This is a genomic window from Thioclava marina, from assembly GCF_002020135.1.
GTDB lineage: Bacteria > Pseudomonadota > Alphaproteobacteria > Rhodobacterales > Rhodobacteraceae > Thioclava > Thioclava marina.
Genome location: NZ_MPZS01000001.1, coordinates 99,167 through 123,136, shown reverse-complemented (window position 1 = coordinate 123,136; position 23,970 = coordinate 99,167). Strand labels below are relative to the sequence as shown.

At 63.3% G+C, this 23,970-nt stretch carries 23 protein-coding genes; 16 read left to right on the top strand and 7 right to left on the bottom strand.

Translation table 11 applies throughout. The annotated features are described in order from the left end of the window. Nucleotides 1-3 precede the first annotated feature (3 nt). Complete coding sequence (locus BMG00_RS00615) at nt 4-813, top strand: ABC transporter permease (RefSeq protein ID WP_245794918.1); 810 nt, start codon at nt 4-6, stop codon at nt 811-813. Further along, nucleotides 810-1,424 carry an ABC transporter ATP-binding protein gene (locus BMG00_RS00610; protein ID WP_078574210.1) on the top strand — a complete coding sequence of 205 codons (615 nt, stop codon included), beginning with the start codon at nt 810-812 and terminating at the stop codon, nt 1,422-1,424. The genes BMG00_RS00615 and BMG00_RS00610 overlap by 4 nt, the downstream gene beginning before the upstream one ends. On the opposite strand, the gene BMG00_RS00605 is transcribed toward BMG00_RS00610, so the two are convergent. The 5 genes from BMG00_RS00605 to BMG00_RS00585 all read right to left on the bottom strand — a co-directional run bounded on the left by BMG00_RS00605 (nt 1,394) and on the right by BMG00_RS00585 (nt 5,480). Continuing rightward, nucleotides 1,394-2,173: an ABC transporter permease gene (locus BMG00_RS00605; protein ID WP_078573071.1), complete on the bottom strand. Its 780-nt coding sequence runs from the start codon at nt 2,171-2,173 to the stop codon at nt 1,394-1,396. The genes BMG00_RS00610 and BMG00_RS00605 overlap by 31 nt on opposite strands. Beyond that, nucleotides 2,170-2,895: an ATP-binding cassette domain-containing protein gene (locus BMG00_RS00600; protein WP_078573070.1), complete on the bottom strand. Its 726-nt coding sequence runs from the start codon at nt 2,893-2,895 to the stop codon at nt 2,170-2,172. The genes BMG00_RS00605 and BMG00_RS00600 overlap by 4 nt, the downstream gene beginning before the upstream one ends. Beyond that, entirely contained in the window at nt 2,888-3,199 is a 312-nt protein-coding gene (locus BMG00_RS00595; RefSeq protein ID WP_425443987.1) for a cupredoxin domain-containing protein, read from the bottom strand. The genes BMG00_RS00600 and BMG00_RS00595 overlap by 8 nt, the downstream gene beginning before the upstream one ends. A gap of 146 nt (nt 3,200-3,345) precedes the next feature. Next, the gene (locus BMG00_RS00590) at nt 3,346-4,308 is read right to left on the bottom strand and encodes a YVTN family beta-propeller repeat protein (RefSeq protein ID WP_078573069.1); all 963 of its coding nucleotides are present in this window, start codon (nt 4,306-4,308) and stop codon (nt 3,346-3,348) included. Beyond that, nucleotides 4,305-5,480: an ABC transporter substrate-binding protein gene (locus BMG00_RS00585; RefSeq protein ID WP_245794917.1), complete on the bottom strand. Its 1,176-nt coding sequence runs from the start codon at nt 5,478-5,480 to the stop codon at nt 4,305-4,307. Before BMG00_RS00585 ends, BMG00_RS00590 begins: the two co-directional genes overlap by 4 nt. Nucleotides 5,481-5,632: 152 nt before the next feature. On the opposite strand from BMG00_RS00585, the gene BMG00_RS00580 reads away from it, so the two are divergent. The 6 genes from BMG00_RS00580 (at nt 5,633) to BMG00_RS00555 (ending at nt 13,040) form a co-directional block, all read left to right on the top strand. Continuing rightward, on the top strand, nt 5,633-6,178 hold the full coding sequence (locus BMG00_RS00580; protein ID WP_078573067.1) for a tetratricopeptide repeat protein: 546 nt from the start codon (nt 5,633-5,635) through the stop codon (nt 6,176-6,178). 189 nt (nt 6,179-6,367) lie between these two features. Beyond that, nucleotides 6,368-6,748: a c-type cytochrome gene (locus tag BMG00_RS00575; protein WP_337957646.1), complete on the top strand. Its 381-nt coding sequence runs from the start codon at nt 6,368-6,370 to the stop codon at nt 6,746-6,748. A gap of 146 nt (nt 6,749-6,894) precedes the next feature. After that, entirely contained in the window at nt 6,895-8,661 is a 1,767-nt protein-coding gene (locus tag BMG00_RS00570) for a PQQ-dependent methanol/ethanol family dehydrogenase (RefSeq protein WP_078527474.1), read from the top strand. Nucleotides 8,662-8,930: 269 nt separating this feature from the next. Beyond that, entirely contained in the window at nt 8,931-9,638 is a 708-nt protein-coding gene (locus tag BMG00_RS00565) for a response regulator (RefSeq protein ID WP_078527471.1), read from the top strand. A gap of 22 nt (nt 9,639-9,660) precedes the next feature. Further along, nucleotides 9,661-10,830: an FIST N-terminal domain-containing protein gene (locus BMG00_RS00560; protein WP_093469983.1), complete on the top strand. Its 1,170-nt coding sequence runs from the start codon at nt 9,661-9,663 to the stop codon at nt 10,828-10,830. After that, nucleotides 10,827-13,040, top strand: a complete 2,214-nt coding sequence (locus tag BMG00_RS00555) for a hybrid sensor histidine kinase/response regulator (RefSeq protein WP_078573066.1) — start codon at nt 10,827-10,829, stop codon at nt 13,038-13,040. Before BMG00_RS00560 ends, BMG00_RS00555 begins: the two co-directional genes overlap by 4 nt. An 83-nt stretch (nt 13,041-13,123) precedes the next feature. Here the strand turns inward: BMG00_RS00555 and BMG00_RS00550 are convergent, their stop codons facing one another. Then, a complete protein-coding gene (locus BMG00_RS00550) occupies nt 13,124-14,095 on the bottom strand; it encodes a quinone oxidoreductase family protein (protein WP_078573065.1) in 972 nt (323 codons plus the stop codon). A gap of 45 nt (nt 14,096-14,140) precedes the next feature. Continuing rightward, the gene (gene cbbR / locus BMG00_RS00545; protein ID WP_078527463.1) at nt 14,141-15,073 is read right to left on the bottom strand and encodes a LysR family regulator CbbR; all 933 of its coding nucleotides are present in this window, start codon (nt 15,071-15,073) and stop codon (nt 14,141-14,143) included. A gap of 102 nt (nt 15,074-15,175) precedes the next feature. Between cbbR and BMG00_RS00540 the strand changes: the two genes are divergently transcribed. The 8 genes from BMG00_RS00540 to BMG00_RS00505 all read left to right on the top strand — a co-directional run bounded on the left by BMG00_RS00540 (nt 15,176) and on the right by BMG00_RS00505 (nt 23,964). Next, entirely contained in the window at nt 15,176-16,171 is a 996-nt protein-coding gene (locus tag BMG00_RS00540; RefSeq protein ID WP_078573064.1) for a class 1 fructose-bisphosphatase, read from the top strand. A gap of 2 nt (nt 16,172-16,173) precedes the next feature. Beyond that, nucleotides 16,174-17,046, top strand: a complete 873-nt coding sequence (locus BMG00_RS00535; protein WP_078527459.1) for a phosphoribulokinase — start codon at nt 16,174-16,176, stop codon at nt 17,044-17,046. Nucleotides 17,047-17,063: 17 nt separating this feature from the next. Then, nucleotides 17,064-19,037, top strand: a complete 1,974-nt coding sequence (tkt, locus tag BMG00_RS00530) for a transketolase (RefSeq protein ID WP_078574206.1) — start codon at nt 17,064-17,066, stop codon at nt 19,035-19,037. 13 nt (nt 19,038-19,050) lie between these two features. Then, complete coding sequence (gene gap, locus BMG00_RS00525) at nt 19,051-20,052, top strand: type I glyceraldehyde-3-phosphate dehydrogenase (RefSeq protein ID WP_078573063.1); 1,002 nt, start codon at nt 19,051-19,053, stop codon at nt 20,050-20,052. Between the two features lie 26 nt (nt 20,053-20,078). Then, nucleotides 20,079-21,143: a class II fructose-bisphosphate aldolase gene (gene fba / locus BMG00_RS00520; protein ID WP_078573062.1), complete on the top strand. Its 1,065-nt coding sequence runs from the start codon at nt 20,079-20,081 to the stop codon at nt 21,141-21,143. Between the two features lie 65 nt (nt 21,144-21,208). Beyond that, nucleotides 21,209-22,639: a form I ribulose bisphosphate carboxylase large subunit gene (locus tag BMG00_RS00515; protein ID WP_078527453.1), complete on the top strand. Its 1,431-nt coding sequence runs from the start codon at nt 21,209-21,211 to the stop codon at nt 22,637-22,639. A 40-nt stretch (nt 22,640-22,679) separates the two neighbouring features. Continuing rightward, a complete protein-coding gene (locus BMG00_RS00510; RefSeq protein WP_078527451.1) occupies nt 22,680-23,039 on the top strand; it encodes a ribulose bisphosphate carboxylase small subunit in 360 nt (119 codons plus the stop codon). Between the two features lie 88 nt (nt 23,040-23,127). Then, nucleotides 23,128-23,964, top strand: coding sequence for a CbbQ/NirQ/NorQ/GpvN family protein (locus BMG00_RS00505; RefSeq protein ID WP_078573061.1), 837 nt, complete (start codon nt 23,128-23,130; stop codon nt 23,962-23,964). The last annotated feature ends 6 nt before the right edge of the window (nt 23,965-23,970 follow it).

Here is a 23,970-nt window from a genome sequence, read left to right as displayed (position 1 = left end):
GGCGTGATCATACAGGGACATGAGCGCGAACGGATCGGGCGGAGACCGAAGCGGGTCGCCAGTCGGCGCCCCGATCTCCCGGTCGCGCTGGCTTCGCTGATTGCGCTCGTGCTGGTCTGGGCTGGCGGCGCGTGGCTCCTGAATGACCCGCGCCTTGCTCCGGGTCCGCAAATCGTCTTTCCGACCCTCTGGGAAGCGCTCATCTCCGGTCAGCTCTGGCCCGATCTGAGCGCCACGCTGATCCGCGTCCTCGCCGCCTTCACCCTCGCAATGGGGATCGGCGCGGCGCTTGGCGTCGCACTTGGGGCGAGCGAACGGCTGGATCGTTGGTTCGGCCCCTGGCTGACCGTCGCGCTCAACGTTCCGGCGCTTGTGACGATCGTGCTGTGCTATCTCTGGATCGGTCTGAATGAATGGGCGGCGATCGCGGCCGTGGCGGTCAACAAGATCCCGATGGTCGCGGTGATGCTGCGCGAGGGAATGATCGCGCGCGATCCGGACCTCTCCGACATGGCGCGGCTTTACCGGATGGGGCGTGTTGCGCGGCTGCGTCACATTCTGATCCCACAACTCGCGCCGCAAATCATGGCGGCGGCAAGGGCGGGGCTCGCGCTGATCTGGAAGATCGTGCTCGTCGTCGAATTTCTTGGCCGTTCCAACGGGATAGGCTTTCGTATTCATCTGGATTTTCAAATGTTCGATATTGCAGGCGTGCTGGCCAATGCGCTGGCTTTCGTGGCGGTGATGCTGGTGGTGGAATGGGCGATCGTCGCCCCGCTTGCGCGGCGCGCCGCGCGCTGGAGGCAGCGATGATCCGGCTCGATCTCCAGAAAAAGGGCTATGGCGGCGTGCCCGTCCTGGGACCGATGCAGCTCCATGTCGGGCGCGGCGAGGTGTTGGGACTGTCGGGCGCGTCCGGGGCGGGCAAGACGACGCTCCTGCGCATCCTTGCGGGGCTCGACACCCGGTTCGAGGGAACGCTGGAGGTCAGAGGCCGGCGTGCGATGGTGTTTCAGAACCCGACGCTCATGCCCTGGAGGCGGGTGATCGACAATGTGACGCTGCCCACTTCGGCGACCGAGGCGCAGGCGCGCGCGATCCTTGCGCGGGTCGGGCTCGAGGGTGTCGAGGATCACTGGCCGGGACAAATCTCGGTCGGTCAGGCCCGCCGGGTGGGGCTTGCCCGGGCCTTCGTGACCAAGCCCGACCTGCTCTTGATGGATGAGCCATTCGCCTCGCTCGACGGGGCGCGGGTCGAGGATCTTCTTGAACTCACCGCCGCGCTCATCGCTGAAACCAATGCCGCTGTGGTCATCGCGAGCCATTCCGCCGCCGAGCTGGACGCGCTGGCCACGCGTTTTGCCCGGGTCGATGGACGGCCAGCGCGATTGCTTCAGGACGATCGGGTGCGGGCGGGCTCGTAACCCCAGAGGGCGGTTGCGAAAAAGACCACCGCCGCAAGAGCGGTCCAGCCGAGCGCCGCGAGGTTGAGCTGGCCGTAAAGCGCGAAGCGGATCAGTTCAACTGCATGCGTGAAGGGATTGATTTCACAGAGTTTCGCTAGGAGTGGTGAGCTCTCCTGCATTTTCCAGATCGGATATAGCGCCGAAGAGCAGAAGAACATCGGAAAGATCACGAAATTCATCACCCCCGCAAAGTTTTCAAGCTGCCTGATGCGCGCCGACAGAAGCAGCCCCAGGGCCCCGAGCATCAGCGCCGAGAGTAAGAGCGCGGGCAGCGCCGTGAGATAACCCAGAACAGGCACGCGCAGACCGAAAAGCGCCGCGATGACAAGAAAAGCCGCGACCTGCAAGAGGCCGACCAGCGCCCCGGCCAGCAGCTTCGCTCCCAGCATGAACCAGCGCGGCAGCGGCGCCGTCAGCATCAACCGCATCGCTCCGTTTTCCCGGTCATGCACGAGGCTGAGCGAGCTTTGCATTCCAGAAAACAGCAAGATCATCGCGCAAAGACCGGGCAGGATATAGGTTTCGTACGAGATATAGGTCTTGTAAGGCGCGATGATCGACAGGCCGAGCGCCGCGCGAAAACCTGCGGCGAAGATGAAAAGCCAGACGAGTGGACGCACGAGGGCTGCGAGGAAGCGCTCGCGCTGGGTGACAAAGCGGGCCAGTTCGCGCGTGGCGATGGCAGTCGCGGCAGAAAGCGCGCTCATGCCGCACTCTCCATGGCGTCGGTAAACCAATCGGTTACTGAGCGATCTTCAACCAAATCCCGGACGACGCCATTGGTCACCACGACGCCTTTATGGAGCAAGACGACCTGATCCTCGGGGTGCAGCTCATCGGCGAGATGGGTAGCCCAGAGGACAGCGATGCCGTCGCGGGCGAGTTGATGAACATGATCGGTAATCGCGCTCCGGGCAGGCGCGTCAAGGCCAACGGTCGGCTCATCGAGCAACAGAAGACGCGGGCGGTGCAGGAGCGCGCGGGCGATCTCCATGCGCCGCCGATGCCCGCCATTGAGCGCGCGGAGCCGTTCATCCGCGCGTTCGGCCATGCCGAGACGTTCCAGCGCTTCGGCGATCCGAGCATCCGCGATCTTGCGCCCCAGCCCGTGCAGCGCCGCGAAGTAACGCAGGTTGGCGCGCACCGAGCGATCCAGATCCAGCGTCGGTTGTTGGAAGACGACGCCGATTTCGGCCAGGGCCGCGCGGCGCGCGCGCGCCATGTCGTGGCTCGCGATCTCCACCACGCCCGGGGCGGGACGGATCAGCCCCGTCAGAACAGACATCAAGGTGGATTTGCCCGCGCCATTCGGTCCCAGAAGCGCGCAGAACCGCCCGCGCGGGACGGAGAAACTCACATCGCGCAGCGTGGGTTTGCGGCCCCAGTCATGGCTGAGACCCCGGACGAGAAGGGCGGGCGCCTCACTCAATCACGATCTCCAACCGTTGTGTGGCGCCGGTCGCGCCGGGGATATGCAGGTCGTAGCGACCCGGCTTGATCGCGACAAAGCCGATCTCCATCGTTCCCGCGCGATCGAACTCGATCGAGTGGAGTCCCATCGGTCGGACCTCCAGCCCCCGGATCACCACCTCGTCGACCCAGATCGCCCGGAAGAAGCCCGCGCCTTCAAGGCCGATCTCGCCCGAGCCGTCCGCCGTGATCTCGACCTCGTAATAGCGGCCGGATTTCAAATGCCACGGATCGCCGAGCGGTTCGCCCACCGACAGGATCACCTCCGGGAGGTCCTCCTTGTTTTTGCCTGCGAGCAGACCCGCGGGCGGCGCAGCATCGTCTCCATCGTCATCGGCCCAAGCGGGGCCCGCGCAAATCGCTGCAATCAAACCGATTTTCAGAATTTCGGAAAACACAGGAAGCCTCTTCACTTGCTGGAGGGACGCGCCGCCGCGCCCCAGGGGAAACGGCCGACCTTCACGGTGTCGATAGGTTCGAGCGAGGCGATATCGATTACCGTCACATCGCCGGAAACACCGTTGGTGGTGAACAGGCGGGTCTGGTCCGGCGAAAGCGCCATGTGCCAGACGCGACGCCCGACGAGAATATATCGCTCGACCTCGAACGTTTTCGCATCGACGACCGCGATATGGTTTGCGGGGCCAAGCGCGATGAAGACCTTTGTGGCATCGGGCGAAAACCGCATGCCCACCGGCTGGATCTTCTCGGGCCGCACGCCCTTGAGCTGGAAGGAGATCTTGCCGATCTGGCTTTGATCCTTCGTGTCGAAGATCGCCACTGTCCCGCCGATCTCCGAGCTGACCCACAATTCCTTGCCGTCAGGACTGAATTCGGCATGGCGCGGGCGCGGATCGACGAGAGAGTTGGCGATGATCTTGTGCGATTGCGTGTCGATCCAATGCGCCATGTTCGTCGTCTCGGAGGTCGTCACCTGAACCTTGCCGTCCGGCGATATCCCCATACCCTCGGGCTCCACGCCCACGTCGATCTGCGAGACCACCTTGCGGGTCTGGGTGTCGACGACGGTGGTGATGGCGTCATCTTCATTGGCGATGTAGAGCAGCCGATCATCCGGCGCGATCACGAATTGCTCGGGGTCTTCACCCGAGGGCAGGTCATGCAGGATCTTGCCGGTGTCTGGGTCCATCACCTGCACCGCATCGCTGTCGGAGGCGCAGATATAAAGGCGCTTGAAGTCGCGGCTGAAGGTGATCCCGCGCGGGCGTTCTCCGGTCTCGTAGGTATGCAGAACCTCGAGCGTCTTCGCGTCGATCACGCTGACCGTGTCGTCCATTTCATTGGTGACCCAGATCTCGTCGGCCAGTGCGGGCGAGGCGAGAAGGGTAGTCAGTAGTAACGCGCGGATCATCTGGCGTCTCCGAAAGCTGTGCAGGGGGATTCGGGCGCGTCCACGCCCAGAGTGTCGAGTTCGTTGATCTGGTGGAGGAAGCCCTCGAGCGGCGCGAGGGCGGCCACCGCACGCTCGGTCACGAGCGGGATCGGCTGGCGCAGCTGTCCGTTCCAGTTGCGAAAGGACAGAGGCCGGCCAAGGAAACCTGCAAGGCGAAATGCGTCCGAGAGCATATAGGTGCGCAGCATCGCGGGGTCGGTCGATTGTGTGCGCGTGAAGGCCTCGCCAAGGGCCGCGACAGCGATCCAGGCGGCGAAATCGGCCTGCTGCATCTCGCGGCCTGCCGCCTCGCGAAAGCGGTTTTGCAGCTGCGCCGCGCCGTATTGCTCGACCACGCCGGACCAGCCGACGGGTTTGAGCCCCTCGGACCCCGCGAGTGGGCGCGCAACCCAGGTGTTATAGGCGATGTAGCGGGCGAAATCGCCGGGCTCGTCGGAGACGAGGAGCAGATCATGCGCGGGCAGGTCCTGCGTGAACAGGGGAACTTCAGCGGCCGCCGCGCGGCGCATATTCGCGTCGAAATCCCAGGTTTTCTCGCCGGCGAGGTTCAGACCGAATTTCGTGAGCGAGCGTTTCAATGCGGCTGTAAAGGCCAGATCTTCGGGTAATTGCCCGGCAATCAAAACCAGTTTGCGCCATTGTTTTTTCAGAAGAAACTGCGCCAGCGCATCGGTGCGCATCGCATAGCTCGGTGCGGTGTGCAGCACGTTGGCACGGCAGTCCGCGCCCCGCAGCGCATCATCTTGCGCGTAGGCGTCGAGGATGAGCGCGCCTTGCGCTTCGGGCAGGTCGGCGAGTGCGAGCAGATCCGGGGCAGGGGCCTTGACCACCAGAACCCGGGCGCCCTCGGCCAACGTGGATTTCGCAGCTTTCAGGAAATCCGCATCCGGGGCGACGACTGTCTCGTGCAAATCATAACTCTGCCCCGTGAAGCGCCCGGTCGTAGCGATGTCTCTTTCGGCCAGTCGTGCACCGTCGAGGCCGAGACCGGAGGGAATCGCTGCCATGTTCGACAGCACCGGCGGCGGCGACACCTGCCGCTCGATCCAGTCGATGCGCAGCACCTCGGCCTGCGTTTGAGTCGCAAGCACAAGCGCGGCGCAGGCGCCGATGAGCCATTGAAAAGCCAATGATTTCCTCCCGTACCGGATCTTTCCCGGTCGGCTCATGCTGCGAATGCGTGGTCGTATGCGCAATACGACCAATGTCTAGGGACCGAGGTGACCCGCGTGAGGCCCGCGCATGTTACGATGGCTTTCGGGAGATCGAGGGAGGTCATGCAATGCGCCACGTTTTCATCCTCGCAATGCTTCTGGCGGCTCTGCCCGGCAACGGGTTCGCACAGGACGCCGAGAGCTATGGAGACCTCAATCCCGAGGAACTGTCGCTCGATCGGGCGCTGCGCGATGTCGGGCGCGGCGAGACCTCGATGACGAATTGCGCGATGGGCTATCTGATCACGAAATCGGGCCGCCACGCCGAGGCGCGGATGCTCTTCGAGCGCTGCTCGCAAGATGGCTGGACCGGCGCGATGACCTGGATGAGCCAGCTCGAGGATAACGGGCTTGGCGGGCCGCTCGATCCGGGCGCCGCGGCCGATTGGGACAAGCGCGCGGCCGATCTGGGCGATCCGGTCGGCATGTTCAATCGCGGGCTCGACCTGATGCGCGGGAGAGGCGTGGCCAGGGACGAGGCGGCGGGCAGGGCGCTGGTCGATCGCGCCGCCGAAGCGGGCCTGCCGACCGCGAAACGTTTGAAGGGCGCGGGTTACGATCTCGATGAGGTCACGCCCGACGCGGATAATTGGAAATACGCGCCGCTGTCCTGACGTGGCGCGTGGGCGGCCGGGGTGTCCTCTCTCTCGTCTCGGCCCGGCCGCCGCAGTTTTCCGTTCGATCGCGGCGATTTTCGGCGTGAATTACGACCAAGGTCGGGGGGGTAGCTTGATCCGTATCAAGCCCGGATCGGCCGCGCGCGGGCAGTCTCGCCAGTGACAATCGTAACAGGAGACGAACCGATGATGCGCCCGATTTTTTCCGCCCTCGCCCTCATGTGCCTGAGCCTGCCCGTGCAGGCCGAGACCTTCGAGAAGGTCAAGGTCGATGCCGGTGCCGCGCTCTTCGAGACCGCTTGCAAACGGTGCCATTCGGTCGATGCCGACAAGGCGAGCTATGGCCCGCTGCTGAATGGTGTCGTCGGGCGCAAAGCGGGCACGAAAGAGGGCTATCCCTATTCCGAAGCCCTTGAAAACGCGGGGTTCGTCTGGACGCCCGGCGCATTGCGCGCCTGGATGGAAGACAATGACGAATTCGTTCCCGGGACCAAGATGCGCCATGTGGGCATCGAGGATCCGACCGTTCAGGATTTCATCGTGAGCTATCTCTCGACCTTGCACTGACCCCCGCCTCCCGTTTCGACGGCAGGGTCGCATGGGGCGTAAGACCAATGGACAATATACGCCGGGAGCCTGCCGTCGATACTTGACCCGTGATGCACCGTGAGCCGCGTGTGAGCCCACGGTGGGGAGATCAACGGGAGGACATGATGAACAGATTCGTACTGGCCGCCGTCGTTGCCATCTCCTGCCTCGGGACCGCCGCCACCGCGGGCGTGACCGAGCAGGATCTGGCCAATGACGAGAACAGCACCGCCGATGTGCTGACCAACGGGATGGGCCGCCATCTCCAGCGCTATTCGCCGCTGGAAACGCTCAACAAGGGCAACGTCGAGAACCTCGTCCCGGCCTGGGCTTTCAGCCTCGGGGGCGAGAAACAGCGCGGCCAGGAAAGCCAGCCGATCGTCTATGACGGCGTGATGTACATCACCGGCTCTTACTCGCGGATGTGGGCGATCGACGTGAAGACGGGCGAAGAGCTCTGGCAATACGATGCGCGCCTGCCCGAAGGCATCCTGCCCTGCTGTGACGTGATCAACCGCGGTGCCGCGATCTATGGCGACAATGTCTATTTCGGCACGCTGGACGCGCGCATCGTCGCGCTCGATCGCAAGACCGGGAAGGTCGTCTGGAACAAGAAGATCGCGGATTACAAGGAAGGCTATTCCTACACCGCCGCGCCGCTGATCGTGAACGGCCTTGTCATCACCGGAAATTCGGGCGGTGAATTCGGGATCGTCGGCGAAGTTCAGGCGCGCGACGCCGAAACCGGCGAGCTGGTCTGGACCCGTCCGACCATCGAAGGCCACATGGGCACGCTCAACGGCGAGGAAAGCACGATGACCGGCACGCTGAATGCGAGCTGGCCGGGCGACATGTGGAAGACCGGCGGCGGGGCGACCTGGCTCGGCGGTTCCTATGACATCGACACCGACACGCTGGTCTTTGGCGCGGGCAACCCCGCTCCGTGGAACTCGTGGCTGCGCAACGCGGGCGAGAAGAACGACGGCACCGGCGACAACCTCTATGCGGCCTCGCGTCTCGGGATCGATCCGAAGACCGGCGAGATCAAGTGGCACTTCCAGACCACGCCCCGCGAAGGCTGGGACTTTGACGGTGTGAACGAGGTGATCGCCTTCACCGACAAGGACGGCAACAAGCGCTTCGCCACCGCCGACCGCAACGGCTTCTTCTACATCCTCAATCGCGAGGACGGGAAGTTCATCGCGGCCTATCCCTTCGTGAAGGATATCAGCTGGGCCAGCGGCATCGACGAGAACGGCCGTCCGATCTACAACGAAGAGAACCGCCCCGGCGCTCCGAATGCCAGCTCGGACGATGGCAAGGGCCAGCAGGTCTTCGCGGTTCCGTCGTTCCTCGGCGGCAAGAACTGGATGCCGATGAGCTACTCGCAGAAGACGGGCCTGTTCTACGTGCCCTCGAACGAGTGGGGCATGGATATCTGGAACGAGCCGATCTCCTACAAGAAAGGCGCGGCCTATCTCGGCGCTGGCTTCACCATCAAACCGCTCTTCGAGGATTACATCGGCTCGCTCAAGGCGATGGACCCGAATACCGGCGAGGTGAAGTGGGAGTACAAGAACGACGCGCCGCTCTGGGGTGGCACGATGGCGACCGCGGGTGGTCTGGTGTTCTTCGGCACGCCCGAGGGCAAGTTCATCGCGCTCGATGACGAGACCGGCGAAGAGCTGTGGTCGTTCCAGACCGGCTCTGGCATCGTCGGCCAGCCGATCACCTGGGAGCAGGATGGCGAGCAATATGTGACCGTGATGTCGGGCTGGGGCGGCGCGGTTCCGCTCTGGGGTGGCGAAGTCGCCAAGCACGTCAACTACCTCAACCAGGGTGGCATGGTCTGGACGTTCCGCCTGCCCAAGAAACTCGCTTCGGCGAACTGATCCAAAGGTGCGAGACGGACAGGGCGCGGGGGAAACCTCGCGCCCTTTTCCTTGTCCGATCGGTATCGCCGGGGCCCTGCACCGATCCGAGCCGCGCGTGCGGGAGCCGTCGGGGCTATCAGCGCCGCTCCAAAGGCTGAACCGGGTGAAGGGGAAAGCACCGCAAAACCCCATATCCTACTTATTGCCAGTATCCCTCCGGGCGCGCCGCGCGCTAGGTTGGAAGAAAGCGGGCCTCTCACCCCGCGACGCAGACCGAAGGACGGCCCATGAAGGATCGCGCAGTTCCGCAGCACAGAAACGAGTTCACCTCGGCCCTCATCGTCGAGGATCACCCGCTCTTTTGCGATGCGCTCGCGATGACCTTGCAGGCGGTGGCGGGGATCCAGACGGTGACCCATGCCGAACGGCTTGCCGAGGCGCTCGACAAGATCGAGGAGGGGGCCACGCCCGATGTGATCGTTCTCGATCTCAACCTGCCGGATGTGAACGGGCTCGACGGGTTGATGCGGCTCAAGCAGGCCGCGCCCGATCTGCCGATCATGGTCGTGTCCTCTCTCGACGAGCCGCGGGTGATCCGCTCGGCCATCCTAGCCGGGGCTGCCGGTTTCGTGCCCAAACATTCGCGCCGCGAGCTGTTCCGCGCCGCCTTTGCCGCGATCGCGCGGGGCGAGGTTTTCGTGCCCGAGGCCAATGGCGAGGCATTGGCCGAAGGCAACGGTCTGAGCCCGCAGGACGAGGCGATCCGCCGCCTGAGCCAGCTCACCCGCCAGCAGGCGAACATCCTCGAGCAGATCTGCGAGGGCAAGATGAACAAGCAGATCGCCTATGACCTCAACATCGCGGAAACCACGGTAAAAGCCCATGTCACCGCCATCATGCGCAAGCTCGGTGTGTGTTCACGCACGCAGGCCGTGCTGATTGCGCGCGAGGCACAGAGCATGTCGGGATTGCCGGAAAGCTGGCGGACGGGCTAACCTCCCGATGTTGGGAGGCGCCATGCGAGAGAATTTGATCAGACCTGCGGGGCCGGGATGTCCGCGCTCGGCCTGTGCGTCGGCGAATGCGCCCGATGCGCTCCGCCAGATCAAGGAGGCGCTGGGGCCGGGCAATCTCGCTCAGGTCTTCCTCTTTGCCGATGCGCTCGCCGATATCGAAAGCCTTGCGCGCGAGGGGCAGGTACTCTGGCCCGAGGCGGAGGTGGTGGGCTGCACCACCGCCGGAGAGATTACCTCACGCGGCTATGATGCGGGGCAGATCGTCGCTTTCGCCTTGCCTGCGATGGGGTTCTCGACCGAACTCCTCGTGATCGAAAACCTCGATCAACTCGACACGAAAGCGCTGGTTTCGGACCTTTTGCGCGCCCGCCAGAGCCTTGCGCGGCGGGCCTTTGCGCGGGCGAGCGAATTCGCCGTTCTGCTGGTCGACGGGTTGTCCGGTCAGGAAGACGCGCTGGTCTCCGCGCTGTCGGGCGGTCTCGGGCCGGTGCCGCTTTTCGGAGGATCGGCGGGCGACGGGATCCGGTTCCAACGGGCCGAGCTTTTCGCGCGCGGACGCCGGTTTTCCAACGCGGCGGTTCTCAGCATCGTGCGTTCCGCCTGCGATGTGCAGCTCTTTTCGTTCAATCACCTGAAACCCACCATGTCGCGCATGGTCGTGACCCGTGCCGATCCCGAGGCGCGGTCGGTCGTGCGGATCAATGACGAGCCCGCCGCGCGCGAATATGCGCGGCTGCTGGGGCTTCATGTCGAGGAACTCTCTCCCACGGTCTTTGCCGCAAACCCGGTGCTCGTGCGGGTGGGCGGACGCTATCACGCGCGCTCGATCCAGCAGGTCGGGGCAGGGGACTCGCTTGTTTTCTTTGCGGCGATCGACGAGGGGCTGGTGCTGACGCTGGGCGAGCCCGAAGACATCTCGGCCCATCTTGCGCGCGAACTCGACGCGCTCTCGGCGCGCCGGCAACCTTCGGCGGTTCTGGGCTTCGACTGTATTTTTCGCCGCTTCGAGGCCGAAGGTCGTCAATCCGTACGTGCCGTGTCGGACACGCTCGCGCGCCACGGGGTGGTGGGTTTCTCCACCTATGGCGAGCAGATCGGCGCGATGCATGTGAACCAGACGATGACGGGCGTCGCTTTCTTCCCGCCCGAATCCCTGGATGCCGCGTCATGAAACAGTCGCTTGCCACATCCTTTCTCGATCCCGCAGATACGCTTGAGCGCCAGAACGAGAAACTTCTGACCATCGCCGAGGCGCTGATCCGCCATTCCGAGGAGATGAACGAAGATCGCGGTGCGGCCTTCGCGCAGTTCCAGCGCGCCGCGATGCTTGAGGATCAGGTGCGCGAGCGGACCCGCGATCTCGAACGCGCGCTCGACCTTCTGAACGCCTCGAATGCGCGACTGGCCGATGCGAACCGCGAGACCGAAACCGCGCGCCAGAACCTCGCCGCCGCGATCGAGACGGTTCAGGACGGGTTTGCGCTGTTCGACGCGCAAGACGTGCTCGTGATGGCCAATTCGCGTTTCAACGCGTTGTTGAGCGACGTGCGCGACAAGATCGTTCCGGGGCTGCATTTCCACGATTACCTCGACCTCGTCGCGCATTCCGATCATCTGCACATGCCCCCCGGGATGACCCGCGAAAGCTGGATCGCAATGCGCCGCGCACGCCATGCCGAGCATCACTTCATCCTCAATCAGGCGATGGGTGAGGATCGCTGGATGCAGGTCTCCGAACATCGCACCCATGACGGCGGCACGGTGATCTTGCAGACCGAGGTGACCGATCTGATCCGCGCCGAACGCGAGGAGCGGGGCAGGCTTCTCGACGATCAGGCGCAGATCCTGCGGGCGACGCTTGAACATCTCAAGCTCGGGGTCTGCATTTTCGACGCGGGCCTGCGCTTGCTTGGCTGGAACGCGCGGCTCAGCGAATTTCTCCTGCTGCCGCGCAACCGTCTGCGCCAGGGGATGCATTTCGACACGGTACTCGATCAGGTCCGAGACCAGTTCATCTTTCCGAGCGGGCTCTCGGCGCATCGTCTGGGAGATTGGGTCCGCCGCGCGCTGCGTCACGATCATTTCCAGGTCGAGGTGACGCAGGACGGCGGCAAGGTCTTTGAAATCTTCGCGCAGGAAATGCCCGACGGGGGCTTCGTGATGTCGCTCTCGGACATCTCTGCCGAGCGCCATGCGATCGAAGGCCTGAGCCGGATCAACGAAACGCTCGAGGCCCGCGTGACCGAGCGCACGCTGGAGTTGGAAGATGCGCTGGCCCGCGCCGAGAGGGCAAACGCCTCGCGCGCGCGGTTCGTCGCGGCGGCAAGTCATGATCTCCTGCAACCGCTCTCTGCGGCAAAGCTCTATCTCGCTTCGCTTGGTGAAGAGAATACCGCGGAAATGGCTGCGCGCACGGTCGAGAAGGCGCATAACGCGCTGATGTCGGTCGAGGGGATCCTCGGCGCGCTTCTCGATATCTCGCGGCTCGAATCGGGCCACGTCACCGTCGATCCCGGTCCGGTCGCACTGGGGCCGATCTTTGCAGCCCTGCGCGATGAATTCACATTGCATGCGCGCATCAAGGGTTTGAAAATACGCATAAAACCAACGGATGCGGTGGTGATTTCCGACCGCACATACCTGCGCCGTATCCTGCAAAACCTGATCTCGAACGCGGTGCGCTATACCGAAACGGGCGGTGTTTTCGTGGCACTTCGACAGCGCCGCGATGGGCTTTTCGTCGAAGTTCGTGATAGTGGGCCGGGCATCGCGGAAGCAGATCAGGATTCGATTTTCCATGAATTTCATCGCCTTAACGCGAAAGCCTCAGCGTCCGAGGGCATGGGGCTGGGACTTGCGATCGTCGAACGCGCGGCCGCCGTTCTCGGCCACCCACTGACGTTACGGTCTGCACCGGGATGCGGATCGACGTTTTCGCTCGGCCTGAAACCCGCGCTTGGCCAGGTCGCACGCATCGAGGACGATCCGGTCGCTTTGGCACGCGATCCCGAAGGGGGCGATATCGTCGTGCTTCTGGTGGAGAACGACGCTGAACTGTCGCGCGCGATGACCCAGCTTCTCGAGAAATGGGGCGTGACCGTGCTGGATGTGAGTTCGGGAGAAGAAGCGCTGGAGCTGCTCGAAGCCACCGGGCTCGAACCCGATGCCTGTCTGATCGATTTCCAGCTGGGAGACGGTATGGACGGGCTCGCTCTGATCGAGGAACTGCGCGCACGCCGCAGCGACGTTCCGGTGCGGCTCGTGACCGCTGACCGGTCCGAAGCTTTGCGCAAAAGGGCGCAACCGGCTCAGGTGGAAATTCTCACCAAGCCGGTGCCCACGGCGCAACTGGCGGCATTTCTCTTTGGATCCGGACGTTAGGGGCGCGGTTTGCGCCTCCCTGTGTCGCATCCGTAAAGCGTATAATCCGTATTATGTAACCGAAGTGCGCTGTTTTGGCGCCTTTACGGGATCAAAACCGTGCTTCCCACCGTCTTGCGCCCCTCCAGGGCCTCATGTGCAACGGCGACGTCCGCGAGGTCAAAGCGTTGTGCGATCTCTATCTTGATCGCGCCTTTCCCAATCATCTCAAAGAGTTCGCCGGCTGCTTTAAGCAACCAACCCGGCCGTGTCGTATGATGGAACAGCGTCGGTCGCGTCAGTCGCAGCGAATTCCGCGTGAGATCCCCGACCTTGAACTGATCCGGCGGACCGGAGCTCTGGCCGAAGCTCACGAGCGTTCCGAACCGCTTGAGCACATCGAGCGACTTCATCAGCGTATCGGCGCCAACGGAATCGTAGACGGCATCCACACCAGCGCCGCCCGTCAAATCCATGACTTCCTTGACGAAATCCTCGCTGCGATAGTCGATGACTTGCGCATAGCCGTGATCTTTCGCAAGCTTGCATTTCTCGGGCCCGCCAGCCGTCCCATAAGCGGTCACGCCCTTGGCCTTGAGCCATTGACCCGCGATCAACCCGACACCGCCTGCCGCTGCGTGAAAAAGCACGTGTTCACCATCACTTACCGGGTATGAGTGATGTATGAGGTAATGCACGGTCAGCCCCTTGAGCATGACCGCCGCCGCGACTTCGTCAGAGATCGCGTCGGGCACCGGCACAAGCTGATCGGCAGCGACGACTCGGTGGCTCGCATAGGCGCCATTGGGAAGCGTATAGGCGACGCGCTGTCCCGGCTTGAGGCTGACACCCTCGCCAACCGCCTCGATCACGCCGGCAGCTTCCGCACCGGTTATAAGATCGCGCTCCACTGGCCAGGGATAGAGACCCGTTCGAAAATAAACATCGATGAAATTCAATCCGATAGCGGTGTGTCTTAACGTGACCTCTCCCGGCCCCGGCTGCGGCGGGTCGATCTCGATCCGGTGGAACTGGTCGCGCCCTCCGGGCGCCGTGATTGCCATTGCATATGCCATGCGCACCTCCCTTTTGCGACAGAGTTAACTCAGCCGCAGGCAAGGTCAATCTTGCTCCATCCGTGGCAGGAACGCGCCCTTCATCTCGACGATCTCTTCCCAGACCCTCAGCGCCAGTTCCCGCGTGCGTTCATCCTCGCGGCGTACCAGGAACCAGTGACGCATGAGCGGCAGCCCCGGCGCGTCGATCTGCACGAGCCGGCCTGTCGCAAGCTCGTCCATGACTGTGTGCAGGCTGAGAAAGGCAATGCCGAGGCCGGCCATCACCGCCTGCTTGATCGTCTCGTTGCTATCCATCTCGAGCGTGTCGTAGATCCGTCCTTCGCCGATCCGGTCGAGCCAGCGCGACATCACAATCCGGGTTCCCGAGCCTTGTTCGCGCGCAAGGAAGGTCTGGTCGAACAGAAGATCGAGCTGCATCCCCTGCCCGATCAGCGGATGGCCCGGCGGCACGATCAACCCATGCGGATGCTCGCCTATCGGCTCGGCGATTACGGGCGGATGACGCGGAGGTCTGCCCATGATCGCGAGATCGAAGGTGCCGCGCTCGACGCCTTCGATGATGCTCGAGCGGTTGCCCACCCGCAGCGCAACCTCGATCTCGGGATGCGCGTCTTGCAGCATCTTCACCAACCGTGGCGCGAAATACTTTCCGGTCGAGACAACACCAAGCGTGACCCTGCCCGACTGCCCACGCTGGATGGCGAGCAGGTTGGCGGCGGCCTGCGACAAGTTGTCCTCGATTCGTCGCGCCGTCTCACGCAAGGCCATGCCGGCCTCGGTCAGCTCCGAACCCGAGCCATCCGCCGCGCGCTGGATCAGCTTCATCCCGACCGCTTCTTCCAAGCCCTTGATCTGCGTATGGATTGCCGGTGTCGTGAGCCCAAGCGTCTCACCCGCCGCCGTCAAGGAACCGCCGCGCGCCACCGCATCGAGCGCGCGCAGCTGTTTCAGCGTCAAGGCATTCATCCGCATCATGTTCAACTTTCTTTAACGCGATTTCCCAAGATTTAAATTTCATAAAACGCATTCTTTCGCAATGCTCCAGCTCGACAGCACATCGTCTTGGAGGAGGGATCGATGTCAGTGAGCTTCGACGGCCTGGGCTTGTCGCCCGAATTGGCCGACACCATGACACGTCTGACCAGCGTCGGCGCCACCCTGGCGCGGATCATCGCCCGCAACGGACTTGAGGCAAACCTTGCCGAAGCGGCGGGCACGAATGCCGGCGGGGATGGTCAGAAAGCGCTCGATGTGATCGCCGACGAGGCGTTCATGGATGCGCTGCGCGATGGCGCGGTGCGCTACTATGCATCCGAAGAGCAGGATGACGTGGTCGATTTCGAAACCGGCACGCTGGCGCTCGCCATCGACCCGCTGGATGGATCGTCCAATATCGATGTGAACGTCTCGATCGGGACGATTTTCTCGATCTTCCCGAAAGCCGAGGGGCCAGATGAAAGCTTCCTGCGCCCGGGCACCGAGCAGATCGCGGGCGGCTATATCATCTTCGGGCCGCAGACCGCGCTCGTGGTGAGTTTCGGCAAAGGCGTACAGCAATGGGTGCTCGAGCCGGGCACCGATATCTGGACCCGTGTCGCCGACCCCAAGCCCCTGCCCCATGAAACCTCGGAATACGCGATCAACGCCTCGAACTACCGCCATTGGCCGCAGCCGATCCGTGCCTTCATCGATGACATGGTCGCCGGTGCCGAAGGTCCGCGTGGGCGCAATTTCAACATGCGCTGGATTGCCTCTCTGGTGGCCGAAACGCACCGCATCATCTCGCGCGGCGGCGTGTTCCTCTACCCGGGCGATGACCGCAAGGGCTATGAGCGCGGCCGTTTGCGCCATGTCTACGAATGCGCCCCGATCGCGTTGCTGATCACGCAACTCGGCGGCGGGGCCACGGACGGGGCCGACCCGATCCTGAACGCCCTGCCCGACCGCCTGCACGCCCGCACGCCTTTCGTTTTCGGTTCGAGCACGAAAGTCGCCCGCGTCGCTGCCTATCACGACCTGCCGCATGACGAGAGCCACGCGCTCTTCAATTCCCGCGGCCTGTTCCGGAGCTGAGAATGTCCAAGAAACACCCCATCATTTCTGTTGTCGGCTCGTCCGGCGCCGGCACCTCGACCGTCAAGAACACCTTCGACCAGATCTTCCGCCGCGAGGGCATCAAGGCGGTGTCGATCGAGGGCGACGCCTTCCACCGCTTCAACCGCGCGGACATGAAGGCTGAGCTTGAGAAGCGCTATGACGAAGGCGATCAGGGCTTTTCGCATTTCTCCTACGAGGCCAATGAACTCAAAGAGTTGGAGCGCGTCTTTCGCGAATACGGCGAGACCGGCAAGGGCAAGACCCGCCACTATGTCCATGACGATATCGAGGCCGAGAAATGGGGCACGCCCCCCGGTCATTTCACCGAATGGAGCGATTTCGAGAATGGCTCGGATCTGCTCTTTTACGAAGGCCTGCATGGCTGCGTTGTCAATGACGAGGTGAACCTGTCCGCCCATGCGGATCTCAAGATCGGCGTGGTGCCGGTGATCAACCTCGAATGGATCCAGAAGATCCACCGCGACCGCGCTTCGCGTGGCTACACGACCGAGGCGGTGACCGATGTCATCCTGCGCCGCATGCACTCCTATGTGCATTGCATCTGCCCGCAATTCACCGAGACCGACATCAACTTCCAGCGTGTGCCGGTGGTCGATACCTCGAACCCGTTCGTGGCGCGCTGGATCCCGACGGCCGATGAGAGCCTCGTCGTGATCCGCTTCAAGAACCCGCGCGGGATCGATTTCCCCTACCTGACCTCGATGATCAACGGCTCCTGGATGAGCCGCGCCAATTCGATCGTCATTCCGGGCAACAAGCAGGATCTCGCGATGCAGCTGATCCTGACTCCGCTGATCGAGCGCATCGTGCGCGACAGCAAGCGCGCTTGAGGGAGATGAAGGCTGTGATGAAAGACATTCATATCACTCAGGAAACCCGCATGGCGAACGCGATCCGCGCGCTGGCGATGGATGCGGTGCAGAAGGCCAATTCGGGCCATCCGGGCATGCCGATGGGCATGGCCGACGTCGCTACGGTGCTCTTCAATCGCTTCACGAATATCGATCCGAGCGCGCCGAAATGGCCCGATCGCGACCGCTTCGTTCTCTCGGCAGGTCACGGCTCGATGTTGATCTACGCGATCAACCATCTGCTCGGATATGCCGATATGGATATCGAGCAGATCAAGGCTTTCCGCCAGCTCGGGAGCCGCACCGCAGGGCACCCGGAATACGGTCATGCGGACGGGATCGAGGTCACCACCGGCCCGCTCGGCCAGGGCATCGCCACCGCTGTGGGCATGGCAATTGCCGAAAAGATGAAGAATGCGCGTTATGGCGATGATCTTGTGGATCATTTCACTTACGTCATCGCGGGCGACGGCTGCCTCATGGAGGGTATCAGCCATGAGGCGATCGACCTTGCGGGCCATCTCGAGCTCGGCAAGCTGATCGTGATGTGGGACGACAATTCGATCACCATCGACGGCGACACAGACCTTTCGACTTCGATGGATCAGAAGGCGCGCTTCGCCGCCGCAGGTTGGCACGTGCTGGAATGCGACGGCCATACGCCGACCGAGATCGCCGATGCGATCGAGTCCGCGCGCAAGGATCCGCGCCCCTCGTTGATCGCCTGCCGCACCATCATCGGTTTCGGCGCGCCCAACAAGCAAGGCAGCCACGATGTGCACGGCGCGCCTCTGGGCGACGAGGAAATCGCCGCCGCGCGCAAGCAGCTTCACTGGGACCATGCACCTTTCGAGATTCCCCAGGCGATCTATGACGAATGGGGCCGGATCGCGTCGCGTGGCGCGAAGGCGCGGGCGGAGTGGGAGCAGCGGTTGAACACCGCAACCGCCCGCGCCGAATTCCTCGCTGCCGAAGAGGATGAGGTCGGGGCGCTACCCGCCGCGATCGAGGCCTACAAGCGCAAGCTGTCCGAGGACAAGCCGAAGGTCGCGACCCGCAAGGCGAGCCAGATGGCACTGGAAGTGGTCAACGCCACCCTGCCCTTCACCGTGGGCGGCTCGGCCGACCTGACCGGGTCGAACCTCACGAAATCCTCGGGCATGAAATCGATCACGCCCACCGATTTCTCCGGCGATTACGTCCATTACGGTATCCGCGAGCATGGGATGGCCGCCGCGATGAACGGGATCGCGCTGCATGGCGGGTTCAAGCCCTATGGCGGCACCTTCATGGCCTTCGCCGATTACTGCCGCCCCGCGATCCGCCTTTCGGCGCTGATGGGCGTGCCGACCTGCTATGTGATGACCCATGACTCCATCGGTCTGGGCGAGGACGGCCCGACGCACCAGCCGGTCGAACATCTGGCCTCGCTGCGCGCCATTCCGAACCTTCTGGTGCTGCGTCCGGCCGATGCGGTGGAGACCGCCGAGGCTTGGGAAATCGCGATGACCTCGAAGACCACGCCGACGATGATCGTCGCCTCGCGCCAGAACCTGCCGACCGTGCGCACCGAGCATGTGGCCGAAAACCTCACCGCGCGCGGCGCCTATCTGCTGCGTGATCCGGGTGAGCGCGACGTGACGATCATCGCGACCGGCTCGGAGATCGAGATCGCGCTCGATGCCGCGGACAAGCTCGCTGCAGAGGGGATCAAGGCGGCCGTCGTCTCGGCACCGTGCTTCGAACTCTTCGAACAGCAGGACGCGGTCTACAAGGTCGAGGTCATGGGCACCAAGCCGAAGATCGGCTGCGAGGCCGCGATCCGCCAGGGCTGGGATCTCTTCCTGGGGCCGCGCGACAGCTTCGTGGGCATGACGGGCTTCGGCGCATCGGCCCCTGCCCCGGCCCTTTACAAACACTTCAATATCACCGCCGAAACGATTGTTTCGGAAGCCAAAGAACTGATCTGAGGGACATGAGAGAATGACGGTTAAAGTTGCCATCAACGGGTTTGGTCGGATCGGCCGTAACGTTCTGCGCGGGATCATCGAGTCGGGCCGCACCGATATCGAGGTCGTCGCGATCAACGATCTGGGCCCGGTCGAGACCAATGCGCATCTGCTGCAATTCGACAGCGTGCATGGGCGTTTTCCGCAAACCGTGACGACGGGCGAAGACTGGATCGACGCTGGCCGTGGCCCGATCAAGGTCACTGCGATCCGCGACCCGAAGGAACTGCCCTGGGGCGATGTCGATATCGCGATGGAATGCACCGGCATCTTCACCGCGCGCGAAAAAGCGGCCTTCCATCTCGAGAACGGCTCGAAGCGGGTGCTGGTCTCCGCCCCCGCCGCGGGTGCCGACAAGACCATCGTCTACGGGGTGAACCACGGCGCGCTGACGAAGGACGACATGATCGTCTCGAACGCATCGTGCACCACGAACTGCCTCTCGCCGGTTGCCAAGGCGCTCAACGATGCGATCGGGATCTCGAAAGGCTTCATGACCACGATCCACTCCTACACCGGTGACCAGCCGACGCTCGACACGATGCATTCGGACATGTATCGCGCCCGCGCCGCAGCGCTCAGCATGATCCCGACCTCGACCGGGGCCGCGAAAGCCGTGGGCCTCGTGCTGCCCGAGCTCAACGGCAAGCTCGACGGCGTCGCGATCCGCGTGCCGACGCCGAATGTCTCGGTCGTCGATCTCGTGTTCGAGGCCGCGAAGGACACCACCGTGGAAGAGGTCAACGCCGCGATCCGTGCCGCCGCCGACGGCCCGATGAAGGGCATCCTCGGTTACACCGACAAACCCAATGTTTCCAGCGATTTCAACCACGACCCTCATTCCTCGGTCTTCCACATGGATCAGACGAAGGTGATGGACGGCCGGATGGTCCGCATCCTGAGCTGGTATGACAACGAATGGGGCTTCTCGAACCGCATGGCCGACACGGCCGTCGCGATGGGCAAGCTGATCTGAAGCGCGAAAGGTAAGGAACGACTGATATGGCACTGATTACGCTCAGACAATTGCTCGACCATGCGGCAGAACGCGGCTACGGGGTCCCGGCTTTCAACATCAACAACATGGAACAGGGCCTCGCGATCATGGCCGCCGCGGATAAATGCGACGCGCCGGTGATCATGCAGGCGAGCCGCGGTGCGCGCTCCTATGCGGGCGACATCATGCTGCGCCACATGATCCAGGCGCTGGCCGAGATGTTCCCGAAGATCCCGCTCTGCATGCATCAGGATCACGGCAACAACGAAGCGACCTGCCTCTCCGCGATCAAGCACGGCTTCACCTCCGTGATGATGGACGGCTCGCTGAAGGACGACATGAAGACCCCCGCCGATTGGGATTACAACGTGGGCATCACCAAGCGCGTGGCCGACATGGCCCATTGGGTCGGTGCCTCGGTCGAGGGGGAGCTCGGTGTGCTCGGCTCGCTGGAGACCGGCGAGGCGGCGAAGGAAGACGGCTCTGGCGCGGAAGGCAAGCTGAGCCATGACCAGCTCCTGACCGACCCCGACGAGGCGCTCGATTTCGTCAAGCTCACCAAGGTCGACGCGCTGGCCATCGCCTGCGGCACCTCTCATGGCGCCTACAAGTTCAGCTCGAAACCCACCGGCGACACGCTCGCGATCAGCCAGATCGAGAAGATCCACGCCAAGATCCCCTCGGTGCACCTCGTGATGCACGGCTCGTCGAGCGTGCCGCAATATCTCCAGGACCTGATCAACGATTTCGGCGGCGAGATGCCCCAGACCTATGGCGTCCCGGTCGAAGAGATCGAGCGCGGCATCAAGTCGGGCGTGCGCAAGGTCAATATCGACACCGACAACCGGATGGCGATCACCGGCCAGTTCCGCAAGGTCGCGATGGAGAAGAAGAAAGAATTCGATCCCCGCAAGTTCATGATCCCGGCGATGGAGGAGATGGAGAAGCTCTGTCTCGACCGGTTCGAACGCTTCGGCACCGCGGGCAATGCCAGCAAGATCGACGTCATCGACATGGATGACATGGCCAAACGCTATGCCAGCGGGTCGCTCGACCCGGTCGTGGCCTGACACATCGCGCCCGGCCGGCCGCCGGCCGGGCGCACTGAGATTTAGGGAGAGAAGGAGACCCTCAGATGAATCAGAACGCACCGGGCAAATATTCCGCCGGCGTCAAGGAATACCGCGAAACCTACTGGGACCCGAACTACACCCCGAAGGAAAGCGACGTTCTCGCCTGTTTCAAGATCACACCGCAGGCGGGCGTCCCGCGCGAGGAAGCCGCCGCCGCCGTGGCCGCTGAATCCTCGACCGGCACCTGGACCACAGTGTGGACCGACCTGCTGACCGATCTCGACTACTACAAGGGCCGCGCCTACGCGATCGAGGACGTGCCGGGCGACGACGAAAGCTATTATGCCTTCATCGCCTACCCGATGGGCCTGTTCGAAGAGGGCTCGGTGGTGAACGTCTTCACCTCGCTCGTCGGCAACGTGTTCGGCTTCAAGGCCGTGCGTGCGCTGCGCCTCGAGGATGTGCGCTTCCCGCTGTGGTTCGTCGCCACCTGCGACGGCCCACCCCACGGCATCCAGGTCGAGCGCGACAAGCTCGATAAATATGGCCGCCCGTTCCTCGGCTGCACGATCAAGCCGAAGCTGGGCCTCTCGGCGAAGAACTATGGCCGTGCGGTCTATGAGGCGCTCCGTGGTGGGCTCGACTTCACCAAGGACGATGAGAACGTCAACTCGCAGCCCTTCATGCGCTGGCGCGACCGTTTCGAGTTCTGCCAGGAAGCGATCGAGAAGGCCGAGAAGGAAACCGGCGAGCGCAAGGGCCACTACCTGAACGTGACCGCGCCCAACATCGAAGAGATGTACAAGCGCGCCGAGTTCGCCAAGGAGATCGGCTCGCCGATCATCATGTCGGACTACCTCACGCTCGGCTGGGCGGCTCAGGCCTCGCTCTCGCGCTGGTGCCGTGACAACGGCATGCTGCTGCACGTCCACCGCGCCATGCACGGCGTGATCGACCGTCACCCCAAGCACGGCATCAATTTCCGTGTGCTGGCGAAGATGCTGCGCCTTCTGGGCGGTGACCACCTGCATTCGGGCACCGTCGTCGGCAAACTCGAGGGCGACCGTGCGGCGACGCTCGGCTGGATCGACCTGATGCGCGAGAAATACGTCAAGGAAGACCGTTCGCGCGGCATCTTCTTCGATCAGGACTGGGGCCAGATGCCGGGCGTTCTCCCGGTGGCCTCGGGCGGCATCCACGTCTGGCACATGCCGGCGCTGGTCAACATCTTCGGCGATGACAGCTGCCTTCAATTCGGTGGCGGCACGCTCGGCCACCCCTGGGGCAACGCGGCGGGCGCTGCGGCAAACCGTGTCGCGGTCGAGGCCTGCGTCAAGGCACGCAACGAGGGCCGCGACCTCGAGAAGGAGAGCAAGGACATCATGACCGAGGCTGCCCAACACAGCCCCGAGCTGAAGATCGCCATGGAAACGTGGAAAGAGATCAAGTTCGAGTTCGACACCGTGGACAAGCTGGACGTGGCGCACCGCTAAGGTGCGCCCCCTCGAAAACGCCTGAGAAAGGATTGAAAACATGAGCGGAATGCAAGATTACGGCTCGCGCATCTCGGACCCGAACAGCCGCAAGATGGGCACCTTCTCCTACCTGCCGCAGCTGACCCCCGAGGAGCTTCGCAAGCAGGTGGAATACATCGTCTCGAAGGGTTGGAACCCGGCCATCGAACATACCGAGCCCGAGAACATGCGCTCGAACTACTGGTACATGTGGAAGCTGCCGATGTTCGGCGAAACCGATGTCGATGCGATCTTCAACGAGATCGAGATGTGCAAGAAGGCCAACCCGGGCAACCACGTGCGTCTCGTCGGCTATGACAATTTCAAGCAGTCGCAGGGCACCTCGATGGTGGTGCACCGCGCCGACATGACCGCTTGATGAGATCGCGGGGCGGGCTGCCGGTCACGGTGGCCCACCCTGCCCCATTTCCCAAAGAAATCCCACGCGCGAACGGGAGGCCCCGAGCATGAGCGACATCGATATCGACCAGTTCCGCATTCAGAACGAGCCCTATTACAAGCCCGTAGGCCGGGAGGTGGAGCAATTCGCCGCCGCTTATGACGTGCGCATGCCGGTGATGCTGAAGGGGCCGACGGGCTGCGGGAAATCCCGTTTCGTCGAATACATGGCGTGGAAGCTGCAGCGTCCGCTGATCACCGTCGCCTGTAACGAGGACATGACCGCCTCGGATCTGATCGGGCGGTTCCTGCTCGATATCAACGGTACCAAATGGCAAGACGGCCCGCTGACGATTGCCGCTCGGATCGGCGCGATCTGCTATCTCGACGAGGTCGTCGAGGCCCGTCAGGACACCACCGTCGTCATCCACCCGCTGACTGACCACCGCCGCCAGCTTCCGCTGGAGAAGAAGGGCGAGCTGGTCGATGCCCATCCCGATTTCCAGGTCGTGATCTCCTACAACCCCGGCTACCAGTCGATGATGAAGGATCTTAAGCAATCGACCAAGCAGCGCTTCGGCGCGATGTCCTTCGACTATCCGACCGCCGCGACCGAAGCCGAGATCGTCTCGCACGAGGCCGGGATCGACCTGAAGACCGCCGAAAAGCTCGTGCAGGTCGCCGAGCGCTCGCGCAACCTCAAGGGCCACGGGCTCGACGAGGGCATGTCCACGCGCCTTCTGGTTTACGCGGGCCAGCTGATTTCGCAGGACATCCCCGCGCCCGCCGCCTGCCAGATGGCGCTGGTGGAGCCGCTCACCGACGATCCGGACATGCGCGACACGCTGCAGGCCGCCGTCCAGACCTTCTTCCCCGAAGTAACCGACAGCTCGAAGGTGGCATGAGGAGCT